The organism is Clostridium sp. CM036 (assembly GCF_055081135.1).
Window position 1 is genome coordinate 1,251,201 of the sequence record NZ_CM143652.1, and the last position, 23,814, is coordinate 1,275,014.

Sequence of the window (23,814 nt, forward strand, 5' to 3'; positions counted from 1 at the left end):
ATCGTTTACAAATCTTTCATTTCCTAAAATTTTCTATAAATCCTTTTCATATTAACATCATTCACACTTTTTTGCAATATTTTACATTGTTTTATATATTATTATTAAATTCACTTAACTCAATTCGTTTTTCTACTACGAGCCCCTAAAATTAAGAATAACAAAACCTATAAGTAATCATATACTGTATTGTAAATACTTTAAGGAGTTAGTTAAATGTATATTGATGAAGATACTATTAGATTTTATAATCCAACGTATAACTATGAACTAGAAACTCAAGATTTCCCTTTAATGTATCCATACAGACAAATGGATGATTTTACATCCTTCGCACAAGGGCCTCAGGGTGGACCGTCTTCTGCACCTCCAAACTTTACACCATCGCAGCCTCAATCACAACAATTTGGTGCTACCCCTCTAGCTATAGACCCAGGTGCAATTAGACCTTGCCTCTATAGATTTGTATATATATGGCCAAGGAGAGAAAGAGGCTTCTGGGCATGGCTTACATTTGTTGGTCCTAGATCTATATCCGGTTTCCGCTGGAATAGAAATAGATGGAGATTTTTCGGAATGGATTTGAGAAATATTAATAGTTTCCAATGTTTTTAAAATATTAATTAAAGAATCGAGGAATAAAGATGGAAAAATTCCAACCTTTCCATGGTATGATTACCATGATTAATGACTTTTGGATAGGGTCAAATGAAGAAGGCGTGGGATGTTATAAATTAATGTCTGTAGAAAACGGATATGGAGCTTTAGTTAATTTCGTGGTGACGCCAACTACTTACTTTGTAGACCATGTAATGGTGACACCTGGAGATATGGTAACTGGCTTTTATGATGCAAATGCACCTGTTCTGCTCATTTTTCCGCCACAATTTAGAGCAATTGTTATGGCAAGAGATACACAACATCAAAATGTGAAAGTAGACTATTTTAACGATAAGTTGGTTAGTAGTGATAATAATTTAAGATTAAACATTGCCCCAACTACTCAGATAGTTTTAGAAAATGGGCAATCATTTAGCAATAGCCCTGCAAATCGAAATCTAATTATTGTCTATGGTGCTACCACAAAGAGTATACCGGCTCAGACCACACCATATAAAATTATTGTTATGTGTTAGATGAGTTTTTTGCATTTTTAATGTCGTTGAAAAATCCACTTTGGCTCCCATAACTATATTAACATAGATTGTTCGTTTCATTTCCATTCTTTCTCTCTAAAAGATTGGTGATGTGACGGGCAATTTTTTATAGTTTTTATCAACACAGCTTATCTGAATCAATTCCAATCTCTGCAAGGGAAATAAGCCATTCCTTTTGTGTTTATTTATATTATTTAATAATCAATGAAATAATTTATCACCTAAAAGCATATAGATATTTTATATGAATTAAGTTTAGATGCTATGGGGAAAGTTATACATTTTATTAATTATGTTAAATTATTATTAGGGGGCGTTAATTTCGAACAAGAAAACTTTCAAAAAAGGAAGCTTCGTAATTAGTTTTGTGCTTATTTTATCCTTTGTTCTTTCATCTTTTTTATTTAACTTATCATTTGCAGCTACACAAAACAACACCTTAAAAGCAGTACAAGGTCATCTAGCTAGGCAACCTACAGCTTCAAGTACTACTTCACCATACGATAATACCTACTATGCATCTGCAATTGGTAAAACAGGCATAAGTCTTAAATCAACATTAAATGATATCATTGATAATCATACTAAGCTTTCTTATAAACAGGTTTGGGATGCATTAAGAAATACAGATGAAGACCCAAACAATGCAAATAACGTGATCTTGCTTTATACCGGACGTTCTCAAGGAGAGCTTACAAATGGAGGCGGAGTAGATAATTGGAATAGAGAACATGTATTTGCAAAATCACATGGTAATTTTGGAACTACCGCAGGAGCTGGAACAGATTTGCATCACCTTAGACCAGCCGATGTATCTGTAAACAGCGCAAGAGGGAATTTAGACTTTGATATGGGTGGTACACCTAACTCTGAAGCACCTCTATGTAAATCTGATAGTGATTCCTTTGAACCAAGAGATAGCGTAAAAGGGGATATCGCTAGGATGCTGTTTTATATGGCAGTCCGCTATGAAGGAGAGCATGGAGAAGTGAATTTAGAGCTAAACGAATTAACTAATAATAATACAGCTCCTTATATAGGTAAATTATCTGTTTTATTACAATGGAATGCCCAGGATCCAGTTGATGCTTTTGAAAGACACAGAAATGATGTAATCTATAAGAATTATCAACACAACAGAAATCCATTTATAGATCATCCAGAATGGGCAAATTTGATTTGGAACTAATAACTAAAAAAACTAACTCAAAAATAAAAATTCGAGTTAGTTTTTTTAATCCTAATCTATTAAATTATCACAATCAGCATCAAATAGTCCATTCTTTACTTTACTCCTACTGCATCCCAAGCTGCATTTACCGCAGCAACTTCTGATCCATCTGCACCGTAAAGATCTGTTGCGGATTGAACAAGTGCAAGTCTTGCATCGTGGAAGTTAGAAGTTGCAATTAAATAATTAGATAAAGCACTGTAATAAATTTGTTCTGCTTTAGCTATCCCTACGTTATCATTAGAAGCTATAAGATAACAAGCTTTGTTTGGAATTCCACTGTTTGTATGAACTCCACCCCAATCTCCCTCTAGCGTATTAGGAGTAACTACAAATTTACTCATATTATCTGGATCGCCATATTTAGTTGGATTGGATATATCTCTTAATGCATCACCCTCTACTTTAGGTGTCCAAACATCTTCACCCATTAACCAGTCAAATTTATCAGCTTGTCCATAATTTTCGATGAATGCACCAAAAGCATCTGACATAGATTCATTTAATGCTCCAGATTGAAATTCATAATCAAGATTTGCTGTTTTTTCATCTACTGCATGTGTCATTTCGTGACCCACTACATCTAAAGCTCCAGATAATTCAATAGAATCAATACCATCCCCATCTCCATAAATCATTCGAGTTCCATTCCAAAAAGCATTAACATAGTTCTTAGCGTAGTGAACTGTAGATTTAATTTCCATATCTTTTCCATCAAAACCATTTCTATTGAATTTAGTTTTATAATAATCATATACAACTCCTGCATAGTAATGTGCATCTACAGCAGCTTTATCATTAATTACGTTTGTAGTTGAATAGACGATAGAACCAATTTTGTTAGTAGTATTAGCCGCTGAAGTAGTAGTTATGCCCTTACCTCTTGTTGTATCTCTTAATTGATATTGAACCTTGTTACGTACATTAACCTTGTCAAGATTTAATGATTTAGAATCATTAAGTACACCTAAACCTGTTCCTGTAGCAGCAACCTTAGATATTTTATTGCCTTTTTTTACTATATCTCCATTTTCAGCATTTATAAAGAACTTCCAATTTCCTGGTGTTGGTGATAGAAAGCTTAATGAAACAACATAAACTGGAACATATTTATCATTTATATTGTATAGGTAAAGTTTAGTAGTTGGATCCGCCTCAAGCTTATCAAATTTAACTTGCGTTTTTGCAATTTCAAGAGCTTTGTTTTCACCTATTAACTGTTCTTTATTTATTTTTGCATTTTTTGCGTTAGCATCATATTTACCATTTACAGCATATACTTCACCCTTTTGATTAAAATGAACGATATATTCATTACCATAAACCGGAATATCATTTACCATTTGTTGAGTTTTGATATGTTTAAAACCCAATTTATCATCATTTGATTTTACTTCTTCCAACTTATTCACTGAATCTTCAACTACGGTTTTATTTCCCTTAAAGAATTTATGCACGCCATTCATGTCTTTTGACAATTTTTCTGATGATTGTACCTTTACAAAATTTGCCGGCTTTCCTTGTGATGCATTTGCATTAGCTGGATTAATTAAAACCACCATTGCCATTGCAGTTAAGATTGAAATTGCTTTTTTCATATAATCTCCCCCTCTATAATTTGTATATACAGTGTTTTTATGTATATAACTACTTATATAATAAAGAGAATATTCTTTATAGTCAACTAATTTCGCAACATAATATATGACATTTTTTTTATTTTTTTGAATAAAACAGCAAAAACCAGCAGTCAAAATAAAACACTGCTGGTTTTTGCTTATTAGTATGATTTTGCCCAAAGCGCCTCTGCCTTAACTTCCCATTGCAGAACTCGACCTCACATTCTTCTATAATAATTTTTTAAGTCTATCTCCCTCATTACTAAATAATATTGCGTCGTCTAAACACTCAATATCTTTATTATTTAATTTATACAATTCAACTCCTAATTCAGATAACATGTCATTTTTATATATTTCAAGTTTTATTTCATCAATTGTATTCATAAACAATTTGTGCCTCCTTTATTATTTACATTTATTATTTAATTTACCTGACTTAGTTCTCAATACAGTGTAATTACATATCTTTATTATTTTCTATCAATCCTTGTATTTTTATACCCTTATTTTTATACTTAAAATTCCAGAAAGAAAATCTCCCTATTAGGTTTGCAAATAAATTTGTTACACAATTTAACTGTTTTGTAGTAACATTGCACAAATTTACTTTATTGGTAATATTATTAATCTTTATTATAGGCTATGATAATGCTAGAAATCAAATCAATAAAAAAATCAAGAAAGGCATGGTGTAACATGGGGAACTATCAAAGAATCAATTCACTTAAAAAGGATGGTATTGAAAACAAAAAAGCATATTTAATCGGTGGAGGTATTGCCTCTCTTGCAGCCGCAGCTTATCTGATCCGCGATGGACATATGGATGGTAAAAACATTACTATTATGGAGGAAACTCACGTTTTGGGTGGTGCTATGGATGGTGCAGGAGATGCCGAACATGGATATATTATCCGTGGTGGTAGAGAACTTGTGGAACATCATGAATGCTCCTGGGATCTGTATAGCTTTATCCCTTCATTGAATAATCCAAGCAGAACCGTTTTAGATGAATTTCGTGAACTTAATGTTGCAGAGCCTAATGAATCTCACTGTCGCTTGATTCATAACTGTGGAGAAAAAGCAGATTTTTCAACTTTAGGCCTATCCGATATTCATATTAAACAAATTACAAAACTTATTCTTGCCACTGAGGAGCAACTTGGCGTAACGACAATTGAACAATTTTTTGATCCCTCCTATTTTGAAACAAACATGTGGTATTTCTGGCGCTCCATGTTTGCTTTTGAAAACTGGCACAGTGTTGTGGAGATGAAACGCTATATGCAGCGCTTTATGCATCTTATCCCTGGTATGAACCAGCTTAAAGGAATTATGCATACCCAGTATAACCAGTACGATTCGATGATTCTTCCACTTATTACCTGGCTCAAGAACAAAAATGTAAACTTTGACCTCCACACACAGGTTACCGACTTGGATATCAGCACTGTTGGTGAGCAAAAGACCGTAATCTGTATTCATCTACTTCGTAATGGCAATTCTGAAAGAATTGCAGTGTCTTCAAGCGACCTCGTTTTCGTTACCAATGGTTCAATGACAGAAAACTCAACTTTGGGCAGTATGTATACACCTGCTGTTTTAAACAGAGATAAGGTAAACTGCGGTTGCTGGAATTTATGGAAGAACATTGCAAAGAAAGACCCTTCATTTGGTCACCCAGAGGTATTCTGCAATGACATTGACAAAACAAAATGGGAATCCTTTACAATGACCTTTAAGGGGCCGTTTATGGGCAAATTTCTAAAGAAATTAACTGACAGAGATCCTGGCGTTGGTGGTGTTGTTACCATAAAGGATTCTAACTGGTTGATGAGCTGGACCTGCTCTAAGCAGCCTCACTTTATTAACCAACCTGATGATGTATTAGTTTTATGGGCATATGGCTTATTTCCAGACAATGTCGGTGATTACATCAAGAAAAAAATGTGTGATTGCACCGGCGAAGAACTTGTCTCAGAATTATTATATCACATGGGGCTTAAGGATAAAATTGACGATATTCTAAAAACTGTAAATGTTATTCCTTGTATGATGCCTTATGTCACCAGTCAGTTTATGCCTCGTGTTAAGGGAGATCGTCCTGATGTTATCCCTGAAGGCAGTACAAACCTTGCATTTCTTGGACAGTTTGCTGAAGTTGCCGACGACTGTGTATTCACTATAGAATATTCCGTTCGTACGGCGATGATGGCTGTTTATGCATTGCTAGACCTTGAAAAACAAGTAATTCCGATTTATGCCTCAAAATATGATATACGTGTGCTATTGAGCGCCGCTAAAACACTATACAGCGGACGACCTATTCCGGGAGAAAAAATCATCCAAAAGCTGCTCAAAGATACTACACTCGAAAATTTACTGTAACAAATAAAAAAATATTGAGCTCTCAATGTATATACAAGAGAACTCAATATTTTTACTTAAACTTTGCTAATATTTCTTCCATTTTTTTAAATTCCTTATTTATAGACTCTTCCGGTTTTTCAGTTATAACGCTAACAATTATAACAGCTATGAGCGATAATATAAATCCTGGAACCATTTCATACATATAAGTAGATAGTCCAGAAACAATCCATACAATAACTGTTAAGCCTCCTACAACCATACCTGATAGAGCGCCCCATTTAGTCATTCTCTTCCAATAAAGACTTAGTAAAAGAACAGGTCCAAAGGATGAACCAAAACCAGCCCATGCTTGCCCAACTATATTAAGAATAGTTTTGTTTGGCAAATATGCAAAGAATGTGGCAACAGCTGAAACTATAAGTATAGATATTTTCCCTATCTTCATTTGCTGCTTGTCTGATGCCTCTTTGTTTAAGAATGTTAAATAAAAGTCCCTTGTTATAGAACTTGAACAAACTAATAGTTGAGAAGAAATAGTACTCATAATAGCTGATAGCACTGCTGCTAATATAATACCCGTAATAAATGGATGGAATAAAACATCTCCAAGACGAAGGAAAACTGTTTCTGGATCATTAAGCGGGATGTTGTTTTTTGTAAAGTATACAAGTCCTATAAGTCCACTTGATACAGCACCTAAAAGACCTATGGTCATCCAGGTAATCCCTATTCTTCTTGCTGACTTTAATTCCCCTGCAGATTTAATTGCCATAAAACGGACAATAATATGTGGTTGTCCGAAGTATCCAAGTCCCCATGCCAAAAGTCCAATAATAGTTGCAACACTTGTTCCTCTAAACATATCAAATAAAGCTGGGTCAATAACTTTTATTTTATTAACAAATGTACCAGCATCTACTCCTATATTCATATATGCTACAATTGGCACTACAACTAGTACAACAAACATCAGGGATCCTTGGAAAAAGTCTGTAAGACTTACTGCTAAAAACCCTCCAAAATATGTATATAGTACAACTACAGATAATGTGACAACTACACCCGCTGTATATGTAGAGTTAAATATACTTTCAAATAATTTCCCCCCTGCTACAATTCCAGATGAAACATATAGCACAAAGAACACAAGTATTATTATCCCAGATACAAGTCTAAGCATATTAGACTTATCTTTGAAGCGGTTTTCTAAATAATCTGGAACAGTTAATGAATCATTCGAAACCTCTGTATAAATTCTAAATCTTGGAGCAAGCAGAAGATAATTTAAGTAAGCCCCTATTGTTAAACCGATTCCAAGCCAAATGCTAGATATTCCTTTTGTATAAACCGCACCAGGAAGTCCCATTAGCATCCAGCCACTCATATCGCTTGCACCAGCAGATAGTGCTGTTACCATAGGTCCAAGCCCTCTTCCACCTATCATGTAGTCTGAAATATCATTTGTTTTTCTGTAAGAATAATAGCCTATTAAAAGTAAAATAAGTATATATACCCCCATAGCAGCAACTGATTCTATTTCCATATTAATTCTCCTTTCAATACTATAATGTCATTCGTCAATTTCATAAAGTTTGTAGTATAGCATTTTACAAGACAATTGAAAATATGAGTTTTTAACAGATAATATTTGAGCGTACAAAACAATATTATACCACATATGTTTATTAGCCCATTGCCATTTTAATCTCGTTTCATAATTTATATAATGAATTTCACAACTTTTTTAACACTGTAATTGACATAGGCACCAATTTACTTTATAGTAATTAACTATATATAGTTAAAATTGATATAAAGGAGTAGAAATCATGTGATTAAATTTTTGTTAGAGCTAGGCTTAAAGTTTGAAACCGTAGGTGTTTTGATAAAAATCATTATAACTTTAATGTTAATAATGATATTTTATTTAGTAAAAAAAAGTATATGTTCATTTATTAATAAATCCAATCTTGATTCCAATAACATAATAAAATATAAAAAAACATCCTCGCTATCAATAAATATCTTAACTGCTGTAGTGATTATACCAATATGGATGTATGAGTCTAAGTATATACTCACATTTTTAGGATTTTTCTCAGCTGGACTAGCCTTTGCCTTTCGTGATCTTGTAGCAAGTTTTTTAGGTTGGCTTATAATTAATACTCATAAGCCTTTTAAACTTGGGGATAGAATAAAGCTTGGGGAAAGTCTTGGTGATGTAATAGCTATAGACTGGTTTTATACTACCATAATTGAGGTTATGGAAAATGACAACAAAATCTACGGGCAAAGCACTGGAAGAATTACTCATATACCAAATATAAAAGTTCTCACTGAAGATCTTATAAATGAATCTAACTCATTCCCTTTTACTTGGAATGAACTTGAAATAAGCCTTACACTTAAAAGTAATTGGAAAAAAGCTAAAAGCATATTACTATCTATTGCTAATGATAAAGTAGGAGATATTGAGCAAGAAGCAAAAGATTCACTAAATATAGCCTCAAAAACTCTTCCTATTTATTACGAGAACCTTTCTCATACAGTATATACTTCTATGAAACCCGCAAAAGTTTGTTTAAACTTAAGGCTTATTTGCAAGGCGAGAAATTATAGAAACTTACAACATGCCCTAGTAGAGGATATCTTAGATGAATTTTCTAAACATGATGATATTGAATTATTATAATTAAGCGGGTAAATTAGGGATAACTTCTACATTAAGTGGAATTGGTGAATAGAAATTAAAAAAATGGCCAAGCAAGCTACTGCACGAGGAAAACTTGGAAATTTCAAGCCACTTGGCGCACAAAATGTACTAAATATATATAGATCTTCTCTATAATAAGGGGTATTTATAATTGTTACTACTCAGGCATTTACTATATGTTATGCCTAAGTAGTAACTTATTTTCTTTTCATGCTTATTATAAACACATTCCCAATCAAGTCCTAATATCCCATTTATTTATAGACACAATTCCATTACAGGTTACTTTTACTCCTTCATCTTCCTCGCATTGATAAAATCTTGTGGTAAACACCTCTTGTCCCCCATTTATAAATATTTCTATAGAAGATGTATCTGAAAATATCCATATTGATTCTAATTTTTCTAATTTGACTATCCTATTCACTCTACCGTATCCACTCTGCCCTAAAGAAAGCTCAAAGATTTGTTCATCCTCATTGAATATCACTTTGCAGTCATTTCTCATAATTAATTGAAAATCGCCAGAAAGCTTCTCTACATCTAGTTTTAGTTCTAAAATCTCTCCCTTCAATTCTTTAAATACTTTTTCTCCGTTAATGCTGGTTTTAAAAGCTATATGATTTTTTCGCAGTTCTTCCATTTCTTTAATAGGCCTCTGTATAAGTTTTTCATTCACTATAAAAAGCTCTCTAGGCATAGTTAAAGCATGTTGCCAAAAGTTTTTTATAGTAGGATTACTATACTGAGTTACATCAGTAAGCCCCATCCACGCTATCATTATGCGCCTACCTTTATTATCCTTAAAAGTTTGAGGGGCATAAAAATCAAACCCTCTATCTAATTCTATAAATTGTTCATAATTAAAATTCTTCTTATTTTCAGTAAAGCTTCCCAATGCATATCCACTTTGATATATATTGTTATATAAATACCCTTTTACAGAAATTCCTTGTGGTGATATGATCAAAACATCTTTCTCCTCAAGTGTGAAAAAATCTGGGCATTCCCACATGTACCCTAATCCTTCTAATCCTCCCGCTGGTGTGCTTTGAAGATTCCAATCCACTAAATCTTTAGATTTATATAAAAGCACGTAACCTTTATTATCTTTTCCTCTTGCACCTAATACCATATAATAATTATTGTATTCCTTCCAAACCTTAGGGTCTCTAACATGTAACGTAAAATTTTCAGGAAAATCCTTGTTTGTTAATACTACTTTCTTTTCGCCAAAATTAATTCCGTCAAGACTCTTTACACAAATCACATTTTGCTGCCTACCAGTAAGTACATAATCGTGGTTACCTTCTTCTTTTACATTACCAGTATAAAATAGATATAATTCGTCTCCTTCTACTAAGGCTGATCCCGAATAAACTCCATCACGATCAAATTCACTGTCTGGATATAAGGCTATTCCTAAATCATCCCACCTCAAGAGATTCTTTGATTTATAATGTGCCCAAAATTTTAATCCACCTCTAGCATCGAGTGGTGAGTATTGATAAAACACATGATATTCACCTTTAAAATAGCACAATCCATTAGGATCATTTAACCATCCTATTTTAGGCATAATGTGATATTTTAATGCCCATTTATCTCCATTTACTATGTCTTTAACATTATTTATTGCTACAACTATTTCTTCATTTAATAATTCAATTTTTCTTTTCATAATTAGCTACTTCTTCATAATGTTATATACTTGTTCTTTTTTAGGCAATGCATCAATAGCCCCTCTTTTAGAAACTACGAAGGCTGCTGTTGCATTTGAAAAGTTTAACATTTCTTTAATTATGTCTTCATCTAAGCCCAAAATATCCTTTAATGATAAATCCATGCTTGCTATTTGATATAAAAATGCGCCTATAAAAGAATCTCCCGCTCCTGTAGTATCCTCAACTTTTATAGTAAATCCCTTTGAAAACACTTTTTTATTTTTTACAATAAACTCTGCACCACTGCTACCTTTAGTATAAATAACAATAGCTACATTACCTTTAAATAGACTACTTAGTGCAGTCTCTTCATCTTGAATTCCTGTTATAAATTGGAGTTCCTCATCACTTATTTTCAATATGTGAGCCTCTGGCAAAAACTCCAATATTGCTTGCCTACACTCATCTTCACTATTCCATAAAGGTAACCTTATATTAGGATCAAAGCTTATAATTCCGTTTTTTTCGCTACAATATTCTATAGCTTTTCTATGAGCCTTTTGGATTGGAGCATCTATTAAACTAACGGAGCAAAAATGAAGTATTTCTCCTTCCCCAAAATCGATGTCTTTTATTTCTTTTTCATCTAGCAACATATCCGCACTTGGATTTCTATAAAATGAAAAATCTCTTTCCCCATTTTCGTTTAGCGAAACAAAGGCTAGTGCTGTTTTAGCTAAATTGGTTCTTAAAACACTTGATACATCTACTCCTAATGGTTTTACAGCATCTACTATTACATCTGCAAATGCATCATTCCCTAGTTTTGTAAGTATTTTGCTCCTACCACCAAGTTTAGCGACTGTAGCTGCAACATTTAAGGGGGCTCCTCCTGGAACTCTTAAAAAGCTATTAACTTCTTTTAGGGCTATCCCTTTTTCACACGGAATAAAATCTATTAAAGCTTCGCCTATACAAATAACCTTTTTCACTATTTAGCAACTCCTTATTTAATATCTTATTTATTATTATTCTTCTATACCTAAAACATACGTTGTACCAAATGAAACAACTAATGCTATGATTAATCCAATTATATAATTAACCATTGAATCAGGTTTTACTATAGTAAGTCCTGGAATTGCAGTTAATCCTATAGCATTCATAGCTACCTTTGTTAATACTACATAAGCGCCTGCAACAGCTCCACCTGCAAGTGCGGCTAAAAATGGTTTTCTAAACTTTAAATTAACACCGAATATTGCAGCTTCTGTTATTCCAAGAAAAGCACTTAAAGCAGATGGTAATGCTATAGCTTTTGTTTTTGCATTCTTTGTTTTAAAGTATACAGCTAGTGCAGCACCACCTTGTGAAAAGTTTGCCATTGCCCATATAGGAAGTAATGTATTAGCTCCTGTATCGGCTAATAATGAAAGTTCAATAGCATGGAAGCTATGGTGAATTCCAGTCATAACTATAATTGAATAAGTTCCACCAAATAATACTCCAGCTAATAACCCGAATTTACCAATTGCAACAGTTAAGAACATGCTTATTCCTTTCCCTATAACCATTGCAAAAGGTCCAACTATAGATAATGCTAAAAATCCTGTTATTAAAACAGTTAAAAATGGGGTTAAAAATATATCTAGTACTTCTGGAACAATTTTTCTAATTCTTTTTTCTATAAGACTCATAATCCAAATTACAAGTAAAATTGGTATGACAGTTCCTTGATATCCTACTAGTGGCATATCTATTATCCCACCTAATATTCGCATAGACTTATACCCGCCACCTATTGTCCACGCATTTTGAAGTTCAGGATGAATCATTATTCCCCCAATAACAGCCGCTAAATATGAATTAGTTCCAAATTCTTTTGCTGAACTAAATGCTACCAATATTGGGAGGAATATAAATGCTGATGAACTAAACCAATCTAGCATTAACCACCACCAAGTCCCGGACAATGACTCAAGACCAAAAGCCTTTAGTGCTCCTAATGTTCCCATTAATAGTCCCGATGCTACAATTGCAGGAATTATAGGAACAAATATATTTGATAATACCCTTGCTATCTTTTGAATTGGGTTTAGCTTTTTCATAGCATCTCTTTTTACATCTGAAGTACTAACTTCATCTATATTTGCTTCTAAAGCAAACTGTTCATAGACTTTATTTACAATACCCTGACCTAATATTATTTGGTATTGTCCCCCATTTAAAAAGCTCCCTTTCACTAACTCTAAATTTTCAATTTTATCTTTTTTTATAAGACTTTCATCTTTTAGAACCAACCGTAAACGAGTTGCACAGTGCGCTGCACTGTCTATATTTCCCCTTCCACCTATAAGTTCTAATATTTCACTAGAAGTTTTCTTGAATAACATATCCTTACTCATAATACTTCCCCCTTTATAATTATAAATTGTTTAATGATAATGGTATCGTTCCCATAACGAATAAAAAAATAAGTTTTAATTAAATCTTCTCCTGCGGAGCTACAATATTAACGACTGATCTTAAATTTTATGGTATCGTTCCCATAAGCCCCTAAAAAAATGTAAGCTACTTAAATGTTTACATTTTCATTTTATACTATTTCTTACCTCAAGTCTATAGCCTAATTTAATATTTTTTACATTTTCTTTTACATAGTCTATATTTTTGTTTAACAACTCCATCATTATTTCTGCACTTTTTTCTCCAGCTGTTTTATAAAAATAATGCGCTGTTGTAAGTTTAGGAGTTACTACTCTAGATATTTTTGAATCTCCGATACTACAAATGGATATATCTTCAGGGATCTTGTATCCTATCTCTGTGAGGTATTGCATTGCTCCTATGGCTATATTATCAGTTACAGCAAAAATTGCTTTTGGTTTTTCAGTTTGACCCATTAATTCCGCTGCTAATTTATACCCAGAATCCATAGAAAAATCACCTTTTTTCAAAAACTCTTGTTTACATGAAACACCATATTCTTTTAATGCGTCCATATAGCCTCTTTTTCTTTCAAACCCAACAGAAATATCTTCTTCAGTAACTCCTATAAATGCTATTTCTGTATGCCCTTTGTTTAAAAGTAGCTTAACCATGTCCTTAGACGCATTGTAATCATCATAATAAACGCAATGAAAATTTTCAGTTTTTTGAGCTACTACAACTATTGGAAATTCTATACTAGCCATAATCCTTAAATGCTTTTCTGTTAATTTTGTTGCCATGAATATTATGCCGTCTACTTGATTGTTTTTAAATATCTCTAAATACTCAATTTCCTTGTCTACACTTAAATTTGCATTTGCAATGAGTATATCATAACCATATTTAGATACTTCATTTGATATCCCCTCAACAACTCTAGAAGCAGTTTCTGTGCTTATTTTAGGAACAATAACGCCAATAAGGTTTGTTATTTTGGTTCTTAGAGTTTTAGCCTGACGAAGAGGCGTATATCCTGTACTCTCTATTATCTCTTGTATTTTGAATCTATTTTCACTACTGACGTATCCATCATTTAAATACCTAGATACCGTAGACTTAGATACACCAGCTAACTTTGCCACTTCTATAATATTCATAATTATCACCAACTAAATATATTTTACTCTTTTCTATATAGTATACTTTTACTCCTATGTATAATCAACCTTTTAATGAACTTTAAGACAGCTACTAAAAAGGGGGCGTATTTGTATTGGGAGGTATAAGTTAAAAATTAATATTACAGAAAAAAAATAATTAACAAGGGAATTTGAACAAATCCCCTTGTTAATTATGATAATTTCCATTTTATACTTATAGATTATCTACCAACTAATCCTCCACCATTACCTGATGCTGGACTTTGTGGTCCATAAATTGGTGGTCTCTTAGCATTCTTTTGACTTGAAGATTTCGCTTTTTTTTCTTCAATAATTTTTTTCATTATTTCCATGTTTTTGTTTATATTATTTTTCATATTTTTTACCTTCTTTTATTTATTTTTTACATCTTTTATATATAAAAAAACTAACTTCTACCTTCTAATTTAATATTAATAGTAAATATTTTCAAGGTATGATTTATTATTTTATTAATCTATTATACCCTAAAAACAATCCTTTGAGTGACACCTATTAACTAATATTTAAAAAGTAATTATCTTTACTTCCAATCTTTATAAAGAGTCAGATTCTTGTCAAAAACTGGGTAAGTTTTAATAGTAATATTATTTATTTATTGACAATTCTTTTTTAATATGATATATTCTTTTTTAATATAACTTATAATTTGATGACGAGAAAGAGTACGTTTTAGTATCTGTTCTAAAGAGAGTTGACATTTGGTGAGAGTCAACGTTCAGTCTATATCCGAAAATCATCTCTGAGAAGTAAACCTGAAATCTAATAAGGTTTAATGGTTGTCCACCATTACAAGGAACAGATATCGATTGGTATCTTGCTAAGTGCTATTAAAGTTATTCATTATAATTTTAATAGATTTAGGGTGGTAACACGTGCATACTCGCTCGTCCCTTTTATAGGGACGGGCTTTTTTTATTTTTAAAGGGGGTGGTTTAGTGGATAGCGACATTGATATTAGCGATATAATACTAAAATTTAAAAAAAATAATATTTTTGGAGGAATTACTATGAATAAATTATCAAGAAAAAGTTTAATGCTAGTTAGTTTAATGCTATTTTCAATGTTTTTTGGAGCTGGAAACTTAATCTTCCCTCCTGTACTTGGACAAATGTCAGGTACAAATCTTTTACTTTCGTTATCTGGCTTCCTTGCTTCTGCAGTAGGTCTACCGATCCTGGCTGTAGCTGTTGTTGCAAAAGCTGATGGTCTTCAAAATTTAGCTGGCAGAGTTAATAAAACCTTTGCGCTCGTTTTCACATTGTTAATATATTTATCAATTGGACCATTTTTAGGCATACCTCGTGCTGCTAGTTTGTCTTTTGAAACAAGCATAGCACCATTTTTACCAGCATCAGTTATTGGTGGAGCTTTACCTCTTTTTCTATATACATTGTGTTTCTTTGGTTTAGCTTTTTGGCTAAGTATGAATCCTAATAAATTAATGGATCGTTTTGGGAAGGTACTAACCCCCGCTATCTTAATACTTATATTAATTGTATTTATAGGTAGTTTAGTAAAACCAATTGGTAGCTTCAATGCTCCAATTGGAGATTATGCTAGCTTTCCTGTGTTAAAAGGATTCTTGGATGGATACATGACTATGGATGCCATCGCTGCACTTAATTTTGGTATAGTTGTTGCATTAGTTTTAAAGAAACAAGGAATTACAGATGAAAAAGCTTTAAGCTCCTATACAATAAAAGCTGGACTTATAGCTGGTCTTGTTTTAACTGTAATATATCTAATGCTTTCATGCCTAGGCGCTGCTGCTCAAACTAGATTTGGTGCTACAAAAAATGGAGCGCAAACATTAACAAATGTAGTATCTTACCTTTTTAATGCAAATGGTCTTATAATACTTGGTTTAACTTTTGGACTTGCTTGCCTTACAACTTGTGTTGGTCTTATAACATCATGTAGTGAATACTTCTCAAGGATGGTTCCAAAGGTTAACTATAAAATTTGGGTTACTGCAATAACACTATTTAGTATGTTATTTGCAAATGTAGGCTTAACTAAACTATTAAGTATATCTGTACCTGTTTTAACAGTCATATATCCTATGGCGATAGTACTTATTGTACTTGCATTCTCCCATAACCTATTTAAAGGTTATAGCTCTGTATATTCTTTCAGCATGCTATTTACTGCTGTTTTTAGTATATTTGATTCATTAGATCAAGTTGGACTTAAAATGTCATTTTTGAGTTCTATACCTTTATTTAAGCAGGGTCTTGTTTGGGTAGTTCCATCGTTAGTTGGTGCTGTAATAGGATGGTCTTTTAGCATGGTAAAAGATTTTTCTTTTTCAAAAGAAATCTCTTTAAATAAATACAATAAATAATAAGATTCAAGGGGATGCCACAACCGTGTGCATTCCTTTAATTTTTATCTAGTACTTTTTCCTTTTCCTTCATAACTCGCTAATAAAAATTTGTTGTGATATAATTAATCTAGTAGATCATTGCAAAGATACTATTTAAATTTCATATTGTTTAATTAACGGAGCGCCAACTAATTTTAATGTCTCATTAAATAATTAGTTAAGGGGTCTTTTTTAGTATGAAAAATAACAGTATTGATCTTACAACTGCAAATTTAAGTGAATTACTTTAACACATTTCAGAAGGAAAGTCCTCCACTACTCTAAGTGAGGCGTTAGAGCATAATTCTTTAATCTTTGCTTTTATTAACGAATATTTTACATGAATGTAAAAATATTCGCTAAGGTTACTTTACATTTCCTACATATTGGAATATGATTAATATGAAATACTAAATTTACATTAAAAGAGGTGCCTCATGGAAATACAAACAATAAAACACAAAAAATCTATTCGCATTAGTATAATTTCTTTTTCTATTATCTTTGTTCTATATTTAGGTATGTCAATATATTTTAATAACCATTTTTATTTTGGTTCTGTAATTAATGGCATAAATGCTTCTGGTAAAACAGTAGATGAATTAGATAAAGCCTTATTATCAAAGTGCAAAACATATACACTGAACCTTCAAGAACGAAGTGGTGTGAATGAACAACTTAAAGCTGCTGACATTGGACTTAAATATAATGCAAAGGATAAAATTCAAGTTTTAAAAGACAGTCAGAATTCTTTTGCGTGGATTTATGAAGTTTTTAATTCAAAAGCTTCTGAACTACCTGACATAGTGACCTATGATGAAAAACTATTAAAAAAACATTTTGATAAACTCTCTTGTTTTGATAACAAGAAAGCAATTAAACCTAAAAATCCTAGTTTTAAATATTCAGATGCCGGCTATGTAATTGTAAAAGAAATTATGGGAAACAAAATCAATAGCAAGCATTTGTATGCAAATGTAGTAAATGCAATTCTCAAAGGCGAAACAACAATAAATTTGGAGACAACAAATCAATACATTAATCCAAAATATAATTCAAGTTCCAAAGAAGTTAAAAACACTAAAATTTTGCTTGATAAATATGTAGCTTCAAAAATCACTTATACCTTTACTGGAGGCAAGGAAGTTTTAGACGGTTCTATAATACACAATTGGCTAGTAGTTAATGACAACCTTGCAATTTCATTTGATGAAATTAAAATGAAAGATTATGTAAGCGAACTGGCCAATCATTATAATACCTGTGGCAATGAAAGAAATTTTGCTACATCATATGGAACAACTGCAAAGGTCAGCGGTGGAGATTACGGATGGGAAGTTGATCGCACAGGCGAAGTCAATGCTTTAATTGTATCTATAAAAGGTGGACAAACCATAACAAAGCAGCCCAAGTATGCCCAAACCGCAGTATCTCATGATGTAAATGATATTGGAAATACCTATGTAGAAATCAATTTGACAAACCAACATATGTGGTTTTATAAGCACGGTGCTCTTATTGTAGAAGGAGATGTTGTTACTGGGGGCATAAATACCCCCACACCACCAGGTGTTTATTCATTAAAATGGAAAGCAAAAAATACAAGCTTAAAGGGACCGGGTTACAATACACCTGTCAATTGCTTTATGCCATTTAATGGTGGCATTGGAATACATGGTGCACCGTGGCAACCCTCCTTTGGTGGAAGTAGATATTTGACAAATGGTTCTCATGGTTGTATAAATGCAACAGACGATATTGCAATGACGATATATAATAATATTGATACTAATACTCCGGTTATTTGTTATAACTAGAGATTTAATAAAGTCTTAATTATAATATGTTTACCAAATAAAAGCAAATCAAAAAAACGCAAGTTAGTTAACTTGCGTTTTTTGATTTACTTTTAGATTAGAGGTATTAAATTATCACCTGCGGTGCTGAAATGTCGTTAAAATCATAGATTTTAAAAGAAATTATTCTTCATCCCAACATTCCACATTTTTTAATCCTTCAATAGAGTTCTTTGTGAATACAGGATTCTTACCCTGCTTTTTCTGGAAGGTGTAGTCTTTTAATGCTGCAAAAGCAATTTTACCAAGTTGGAATATAGCGATTAAATTAATTATTGCCATTAAGCCCATAAATAAATCCGCTAAATCCCAAACTATTTGAATCTTTACTACAGAGCCAACAAAAACCATACCTACAACAGTAATTCTATATAATAAAACATATATTTTATTTGAGTTAATAAATTCTATATTTGTTTCGCCATAATAGTAATTTCCTACAATTGAGCTAAATGCAAATAAGAATATACATACAGCAATAAAGGTACTTCCCCAAGCCCCAACTTGTGAGCTTAAAGCATTTTGCGTAAGCTGTATTCCAGTTAATCCTTTAGTTGTATAAGTTCCAGATAATAATATTATAAATGCTGTTGCACTACATATTAACATTGTGTCTGTAAATACTCCTAAAGTTTGAATCAGTCCTTGTTTTACAGGGTGAGTTACTTCTGCTGTTGCTGCCGCATTAGGAGCACTTCCCATTCCAGCTTCGTTTGAGAAAAGTCCTCGTTTAATTCCCATCATCATTGCCGCACCTACACCACCGCCTAAAGCTTGTTCAAAACCAAACGCACTTCTAAATATAAGTGAAATTACTGATGGTAGCGAAGAAATGTTTTTAAGAATAACAAATATAGCTACTAACAAGTATGCAACAGCCATTATAGGAACAATAATCTCTGAAACCTTAGCCACTCTTTGAACTCCACCAAAAATTATAATTGCTGTAGATATTGATAAAATTAAACCAGTAATTACAGTTTTAACACCAAAAGCTTCTTGAAAAGCAAGTGATATAGTGTTTGATTGAACAGAGTTAAATACAAGACCAAAACATACTGTAATTAATATAGAAAAAACAATTCCCATCCATCTTTTATTAAGTGCTTTTTCCATATAGTATGCAGGCCCGCCCCTATAGCCATGCTTATCTTTAACTTTATAAATTTGAGCTAGAGTGCTTTCAACAAAGCTAGAAGCACCGCCTATTAAAGCAATTAGCCACATCCAAAATATTGCACCAGGACCACCAAGCGCTATAGCAATAGCAACTCCAGCAAGATTTCCAGTTCCAACTCTAGAAGCAGTACTTATGCAAAATGCTTGAAATGAAGATGTACCTTTCTTTTTATCAGATTTAGAAATAGATTTCCCCACACCTTCAGTTAAAAGAGAAATCATTTCTTTTAAATATCTAAATTGAACAAATTTTGTTTTAAAAGAAAAATATAGCCCCATAAAAATAAGTAGTGCAATAAGTATATAGGACCATAGAATATCATTTGTCTTTCCGATAATTGCTTGTAAAAAGTTCATCATTTTATCCTCCCCTTCTTTTGTAAATTTAATATTTTATAGATATGTATGAGTTAAATTCAAAGTTATTGTACCACAGAAAAACGTAAAACCCAAAAATTAGAATATTCCGAAAGTAATGTTTTTAAAGTTATGTTAGATAATGTAGCTTCAAATTGGTTATATACAATGAATATTTTTTTTAAAAAACTTTAAACCTTTTTTCTTATTAACAAAAATATGAATATATTATTTATGCAAAATGCAAAATTCTTATTAATATTATCACCATTTTCAATTCGCGCTAAAGTAAACGCCATATGTTTTTAAAAAACCTCTCTGTAGCTACGAGGCCGCTGAAAAAAGCACTCTTTATTTAGTAGAGTTTTCAAGCTTGAATAGAAAAAGCATGAGATATTCATATTTTGGATATCTCATGCTTTTTATTTTATAATTAAGTTTTAAAAGCCCTATTTCATGCTTTTCAACTTAATTATTCTCTTTAGATTCACAGTGAAGATTGATAATGCACCTTGAATTTGCATACTAATTAAGCCTGACGATATTGCTACATCATAGCTATGTTGGTGCTTAAGTTCACTGTTTTTAGCCTCTATCATATAACGTTCCCTAGCTCGTTTTTTAAAATATTCACTTTTTTCGAACTCTATTTGATCTTTGTGAGTATTTGACTTTATTGAAACTGAATAAGTTTTAGATTTAGCGCCTTCTTTATAACACCCATCTTTATGAACACAATTTTTACACTTTTCTACATTAAAATAGTAGGTTAGCACTTGATTTTTACCAACATTCTTCTTTCCCTGTTTTGCTTTTTTAATAGCCATATGACCTGCCGGACATACAAATAAACCAGCATCTTTATTAAACTCAAATTCATCTTCTTTTTTTCGCATTCCTTGTGAAATTACAGGATTTAGTCTTGAAATTAATGCAATTTTATTTTCTTTTGTATATTCTAGGTTTTTCTTTTCAGAATAAGCTGTATCTCCAATTACTTCATTTACATCTATACCAGCCTCACGGCTTTTTTCTATTAAGGTTATGAGCTCCTTTCCATCACTTTTTTCGCCAGTTGTAATAACAGCTGCTGTAATTAAACGTTCTTCACTCATAGCAAGGTGTGATTTATATCCAAAAAAAGAACTATCCTCAGTTTTATGCCCCACTTTTGCATCCTCATCTTTTGATATTTTTAGATTTTCTAAGTCATCATTAATAGCTTCCATTAAGTAGTTTAATTTAGTTTTCACAGCTGGATTTGCTGCAGTTTCTGGCTTCTCGTTTATGGTATCAATTAATAATTTGCAGTACTCAAGAATATCTTCAAGTACTCCAGTTGTAACTTTATTAGGTAACTCTTCTTTAATACCAGGATGTACTCCGTACAATGTTTTTCTTAAGTTTTTTGCACGTTTCAATAATTCCTCGCTTGCTGACTTTTGGTTATAACGTGACTTGGTATGCGTAGCATCAACTATTATTGCTTTACTTTTTAAAACTCCCTCTTTTATAGCAAGTTCTACAGTCTTGTTTATTAATAAATCCAATAAATTCATGTCTTTAAGGCGAAGCTTTCTAAATTTAGTTAGTGTACTTGAGTTTATTAAATTTGTTTCTTCTGGGGCTAAATTTAGAAAATATTTAAAGGACATGTCATAAAGAGTTCTTTCAACAACATCTTCATCAGACAATTCATATATTACTTTCAAAAGTAAATATTTAAATAGCATTATGGGGTTAATAGCACCTCTACCCATAGATGAACTATAGTTAATCATCAATTCGTCATAAACAAATGAAAAGTCAACAAGGTCATTAATTTGCTTTAAAATGTTATCTTTCGGAATAATTAACGAATATAAGCTATGGTATGTATTTATTTTTATTTCCAATTGTCCTTTTAGCATAATAGTTTAGCCCCTTTTATTTTATTCTACTATACTAATTCGACATATCTTTTAAAATTCCTTTTTGTTTTTTAGTCTTTTATATAAAAAAATCGCCATCTTTAATTAGATGACGATTTTTCATATAGTTTTTCAGTGGCCTCGTAGCTACAGAGGGGTTTTTGTATTATTTAGAATGTTACATATAGATAGTACTGCATGCATAATTGTCTAGCTTTAAAACTGATTATATATATAAGAAATTTTAACATCTGGCTGAAATAAAAATACATAACTACAGCCTAAAATGACAATAATATAAATAGTTGTCATACAAATTATATTAGTTTTCATTTTTGTTATAAAATTTATCAATAGCTTCATTAACATATACCCAACCTTTCCAGCCTAAGTGGGAACTATCCATTAGAAAGTACTTTTCATTTTCATATTTTGAAAAATCAGCAACCTCAAATCCATAGGAATTAACCATAGTGTTTATTTTTTTATAATAAGCTAGCCTATCATTTTTATTAAATCCAGCATAGTCATACCACTTGCCGTTTACAGGAATATTTAGAAATAGTGGTTTAATTCCTTGTTCTTTACAAACATCTAACAACAATTTAAAATCCTCATATTCTGGAGATACTTTATAAGAGTCCTTCTTCATAGACCCCTTTATTTCATAAAGATTTCCTCTAATCGCGTGTTTATACGCATTATTGTCCATACCAAATTTATTATTATTAGACTTTGATTCGGCAATCTCCGTAGCTTTTTTTAATTCCGCATTCCAGTTAATATTTGTATGCTGCGTCGCATTATATTTTGCAAGTTTAGGCTTAAGATATTTAATGCTATTTATATTGTCCTTTAACATTAATTGCTCGTATCTTATCCTGTAATAAGGAGTCATCAAATATCTCTTAGATGTACTTAATAAGTCATTATTACTATAAAGAGAGCAGTAGTCTCTCATAATATCAAAGTGTTTATTGGCCTTTTTGTCAGTAATTGATATTATTCTTTTAGAAAACTCTTGCTTTGTAGTTAAACTAATATCCTTATTAAACAAAAATCCATATACCTGTGCTTCAGAAGAATTGGCTTCGAACTCATTTTCATTAATGCCGTTCTTTAAAAACCATTGTGGAGAAAGTACGAAAACCACTTTTTCCCCCTTAAGTTCCTTACCAATTGCTCCAAAATTAGCAGTATGTACTAAGGATTTATAACCTCCTTGTCCTATAAGATTGATTTGGAAACCATTTTTTTTATCATTAAAAACTTTAATTGGATGAGTAGAATATGCAGTAGTCTTTACAACTTCAGAGGAACCAAACATAAAAAGATTATCACCTTGTCTTGCTCCCATGCTTTGAAGTGCTACGCTTTTAAATTTATATGCAGATAAATTTTCTCCGAATTTATCATAATATTTTTTTGAAATAAGACCTTTATAATAGCTTTGATAACAAAATAAAAAACCAATACTAATAATAATAGAACAAGCGAAAGCTATGACCTTTTTCATTACATTCTACATTCAGAGAGAGTTTGAATGTATTCAATAATTTTGTTTGGTGTTTCTATATCTCCTCTTTCAACAATTGCAGGATCAAGTTTGATTTTAGCTTTATCCTCTAATTCTACAATCAGTTCAATAATTCCTAATGAATCCAATCTTCCGCTATCAAATAAATTCACATCACTTTCGTTATGTAAATCCTCACCAGTAATTTCTTCTAATATACTATAAATTAATTCTTGCATAT

General features: G+C 31.8%; 19 protein-coding genes and 1 other annotated feature. Of the genes, 7 read left to right on the forward strand and 12 right to left on the reverse strand.

Translation table 11 applies throughout. From position 1 onward, the window contains the following. Positions 1-216 precede the first annotated feature (216 nt). The 3 genes from ACWJKE_RS05900 to ACWJKE_RS05910 all read left to right on the forward strand — a co-directional run bounded on the left by ACWJKE_RS05900 (position 217) and on the right by ACWJKE_RS05910 (position 2,346). Positions 217-615, forward strand: a complete 399-nt coding sequence (locus ACWJKE_RS05900) for a hypothetical protein (RefSeq protein ID WP_224578878.1) — start codon at positions 217-219, stop codon at positions 613-615. Positions 616-644: 29 nt separating this feature from the next. Continuing rightward, on the forward strand, positions 645-1,136 hold the full coding sequence (locus ACWJKE_RS05905; protein ID WP_462959243.1) for a hypothetical protein: 492 nt from the start codon (positions 645-647) through the stop codon (positions 1,134-1,136). Between the two features lie 388 nt (positions 1,137-1,524). Then, the gene (locus tag ACWJKE_RS05910; protein ID WP_462953965.1) at positions 1,525-2,346 is read left to right on the forward strand and encodes an endonuclease I family protein; all 822 of its coding nucleotides are present in this window, start codon (positions 1,525-1,527) and stop codon (positions 2,344-2,346) included. Between the two features lie 95 nt (positions 2,347-2,441). On the opposite strand, the gene ACWJKE_RS05915 is transcribed toward ACWJKE_RS05910, so the two are convergent. After that, a complete protein-coding gene (locus ACWJKE_RS05915; protein WP_462959244.1) occupies positions 2,442-3,986 on the reverse strand; it encodes a M4 family metallopeptidase in 1,545 nt (514 codons plus the stop codon). A gap of 249 nt (positions 3,987-4,235) precedes the next feature. Next, positions 4,236-4,394: a hypothetical protein gene (locus tag ACWJKE_RS05920; RefSeq protein ID WP_216303751.1), complete on the reverse strand. Its 159-nt coding sequence runs from the start codon at positions 4,392-4,394 to the stop codon at positions 4,236-4,238. Positions 4,395-4,652: 258 nt separating this feature from the next. On the opposite strand from ACWJKE_RS05920, the gene ACWJKE_RS05925 reads away from it, so the two are divergent. Next, a complete protein-coding gene (locus tag ACWJKE_RS05925) occupies positions 4,653-6,395 on the forward strand; it encodes an oleate hydratase (RefSeq protein ID WP_258280705.1) in 1,743 nt (580 codons plus the stop codon). Between the two features lie 52 nt (positions 6,396-6,447). Here ACWJKE_RS05925 and putP read toward each other — a convergent pair whose 3' ends face one another. Next, the gene (gene putP / locus ACWJKE_RS05930) at positions 6,448-7,923 is read right to left on the reverse strand and encodes a sodium/proline symporter PutP (protein WP_462959245.1); all 1,476 of its coding nucleotides are present in this window, start codon (positions 7,921-7,923) and stop codon (positions 6,448-6,450) included. Between the two features lie 288 nt (positions 7,924-8,211). On the opposite strand from putP, the gene ACWJKE_RS05935 reads away from it, so the two are divergent. After that, the gene (locus tag ACWJKE_RS05935) at positions 8,212-9,072 is read left to right on the forward strand and encodes a mechanosensitive ion channel family protein (protein WP_258280706.1); all 861 of its coding nucleotides are present in this window, start codon (positions 8,212-8,214) and stop codon (positions 9,070-9,072) included. Between the two features lie 256 nt (positions 9,073-9,328). Here ACWJKE_RS05935 and ACWJKE_RS05940 read toward each other — a convergent pair whose 3' ends face one another. From ACWJKE_RS05940 to ACWJKE_RS05960, 5 genes are all read right to left on the reverse strand, one after another. Further along, the gene (locus ACWJKE_RS05940) at positions 9,329-10,774 is read right to left on the reverse strand and encodes a glycoside hydrolase family 32 protein (RefSeq protein WP_462959246.1); all 1,446 of its coding nucleotides are present in this window, start codon (positions 10,772-10,774) and stop codon (positions 9,329-9,331) included. Positions 10,775-10,780: 6 nt separating this feature from the next. Beyond that, complete coding sequence (locus tag ACWJKE_RS05945) at positions 10,781-11,749, reverse strand: carbohydrate kinase family protein (protein WP_462959247.1); 969 nt, start codon at positions 11,747-11,749, stop codon at positions 10,781-10,783. Positions 11,750-11,785: 36 nt separating this feature from the next. Beyond that, positions 11,786-13,162 carry a sucrose-specific PTS transporter subunit IIBC gene (locus ACWJKE_RS05950; protein WP_253198238.1) on the reverse strand — a complete coding sequence of 459 codons (1,377 nt, stop codon included), beginning with the start codon at positions 13,160-13,162 and terminating at the stop codon, positions 11,786-11,788. 186 nt (positions 13,163-13,348) lie between these two features. Further along, positions 13,349-14,344, reverse strand: a complete 996-nt coding sequence (locus ACWJKE_RS05955) for a LacI family DNA-binding transcriptional regulator (RefSeq protein WP_253198239.1) — start codon at positions 14,342-14,344, stop codon at positions 13,349-13,351. 224 nt (positions 14,345-14,568) lie between these two features. Then, positions 14,569-14,724, reverse strand: a complete 156-nt coding sequence (locus ACWJKE_RS05960; protein ID WP_165412254.1) for a hypothetical protein — start codon at positions 14,722-14,724, stop codon at positions 14,569-14,571. 305 nt (positions 14,725-15,029) lie between these two features. After that, positions 15,030-15,284: a binding site (T-box leader), on the forward strand. Between the two features lie 112 nt (positions 15,285-15,396). Here ACWJKE_RS05960 and brnQ point away from each other — a divergent pair. Further along, entirely contained in the window at positions 15,397-16,734 is a 1,338-nt protein-coding gene (brnQ, locus tag ACWJKE_RS05965) for a branched-chain amino acid transport system II carrier protein (protein WP_462959248.1), read from the forward strand. A gap of 458 nt (positions 16,735-17,192) precedes the next feature. After that, positions 17,193-18,572, forward strand: a complete 1,380-nt coding sequence (locus ACWJKE_RS05970; RefSeq protein WP_462959249.1) for a L,D-transpeptidase family protein — start codon at positions 17,193-17,195, stop codon at positions 18,570-18,572. A 162-nt stretch (positions 18,573-18,734) separates the two neighbouring features. On the opposite strand, the gene ACWJKE_RS05975 is transcribed toward ACWJKE_RS05970, so the two are convergent. The 4 genes from ACWJKE_RS05975 to ACWJKE_RS05990 all read right to left on the reverse strand — a co-directional run bounded on the left by ACWJKE_RS05975 (position 18,735) and on the right by ACWJKE_RS05990 (position 23,812). Further along, the gene (locus ACWJKE_RS05975) at positions 18,735-20,147 is read right to left on the reverse strand and encodes an alanine/glycine:cation symporter family protein (protein ID WP_462959353.1); all 1,413 of its coding nucleotides are present in this window, start codon (positions 20,145-20,147) and stop codon (positions 18,735-18,737) included. A gap of 449 nt (positions 20,148-20,596) precedes the next feature. After that, positions 20,597-22,057: an IS1182 family transposase gene (locus ACWJKE_RS05980; protein WP_462952569.1), complete on the reverse strand. Its 1,461-nt coding sequence runs from the start codon at positions 22,055-22,057 to the stop codon at positions 20,597-20,599. Positions 22,058-22,379: 322 nt separating this feature from the next. Further along, on the reverse strand, positions 22,380-23,573 hold the full coding sequence (gene dltD, locus ACWJKE_RS05985) for a D-alanyl-lipoteichoic acid biosynthesis protein DltD (protein ID WP_216303022.1): 1,194 nt from the start codon (positions 23,571-23,573) through the stop codon (positions 22,380-22,382). Continuing rightward, positions 23,573-23,812 (reverse strand): phosphopantetheine-binding protein, encoded by a 240-nt coding sequence (locus ACWJKE_RS05990; protein ID WP_220286951.1) that lies wholly within the window; start codon positions 23,810-23,812, stop codon positions 23,573-23,575. The genes dltD and ACWJKE_RS05990 overlap by 1 nt, the downstream gene beginning before the upstream one ends. Positions 23,813-23,814: the final 2 nt, after the last annotated feature.

What these genes read in the sequence shown, in the direction of transcription:
- ACWJKE_RS05900 (WP_224578878.1), top strand. Translation starts at nt 217, where the DNA reads ATGTATATTGATGAAGATACTATTAGATTTTATAATCCAACGTATAAC.
- ACWJKE_RS05905 (WP_462959243.1), top strand. Translation starts at nt 645, where the DNA reads ATGGAAAAATTCCAACCTTTCCATGGTATGATTACCATGATTAATGAC.
- ACWJKE_RS05915 (WP_462959244.1), bottom strand. Translation starts at nt 3,986, where the DNA reads ATGAAAAAAGCAATTTCAATCTTAACTGCAATGGCAATGGTGGTTTTA.
- ACWJKE_RS05920 (WP_216303751.1), bottom strand. Translation starts at nt 4,394, where the DNA reads ATGAATACAATTGATGAAATAAAACTTGAAATATATAAAAATGACATG.
- ACWJKE_RS05925 (WP_258280705.1), top strand. Translation starts at nt 4,653, where the DNA reads ATGATAATGCTAGAAATCAAATCAATAAAAAAATCAAGAAAGGCATGG.
- putP (WP_462959245.1), bottom strand. Translation starts at nt 7,923, where the DNA reads ATGGAAATAGAATCAGTTGCTGCTATGGGGGTATATATACTTATTTTA.
- ACWJKE_RS05940 (WP_462959246.1), bottom strand. Translation starts at nt 10,774, where the DNA reads ATGAAAAGAAAAATTGAATTATTAAATGAAGAAATAGTTGTAGCAATA.
- ACWJKE_RS05950 (WP_253198238.1), bottom strand. Translation starts at nt 13,162, where the DNA reads ATGAGTAAGGATATGTTATTCAAGAAAACTTCTAGTGAAATATTAGAA.
- ACWJKE_RS05955 (WP_253198239.1), bottom strand. Translation starts at nt 14,344, where the DNA reads ATGAATATTATAGAAGTGGCAAAGTTAGCTGGTGTATCTAAGTCTACG.
- ACWJKE_RS05960 (WP_165412254.1), bottom strand. Translation starts at nt 14,724, where the DNA reads ATGAAAAATAATATAAACAAAAACATGGAAATAATGAAAAAAATTATT.
- brnQ (WP_462959248.1), top strand. Translation starts at nt 15,397, where the DNA reads ATGAATAAATTATCAAGAAAAAGTTTAATGCTAGTTAGTTTAATGCTA.
- ACWJKE_RS05970 (WP_462959249.1), top strand. Translation starts at nt 17,193, where the DNA reads ATGGAAATACAAACAATAAAACACAAAAAATCTATTCGCATTAGTATA.
- ACWJKE_RS05975 (WP_462959353.1), bottom strand. Translation starts at nt 20,147, where the DNA reads ATGAACTTTTTACAAGCAATTATCGGAAAGACAAATGATATTCTATGG.
- ACWJKE_RS05980 (WP_462952569.1), bottom strand. Translation starts at nt 22,057, where the DNA reads ATGCTAAAAGGACAATTGGAAATAAAAATAAATACATACCATAGCTTA.
- dltD (WP_216303022.1), bottom strand. Translation starts at nt 23,573, where the DNA reads ATGAAAAAGGTCATAGCTTTCGCTTGTTCTATTATTATTAGTATTGGT.
- ACWJKE_RS05990 (WP_220286951.1), bottom strand. Translation starts at nt 23,812, where the DNA reads ATGCAAGAATTAATTTATAGTATATTAGAAGAAATTACTGGTGAGGAT.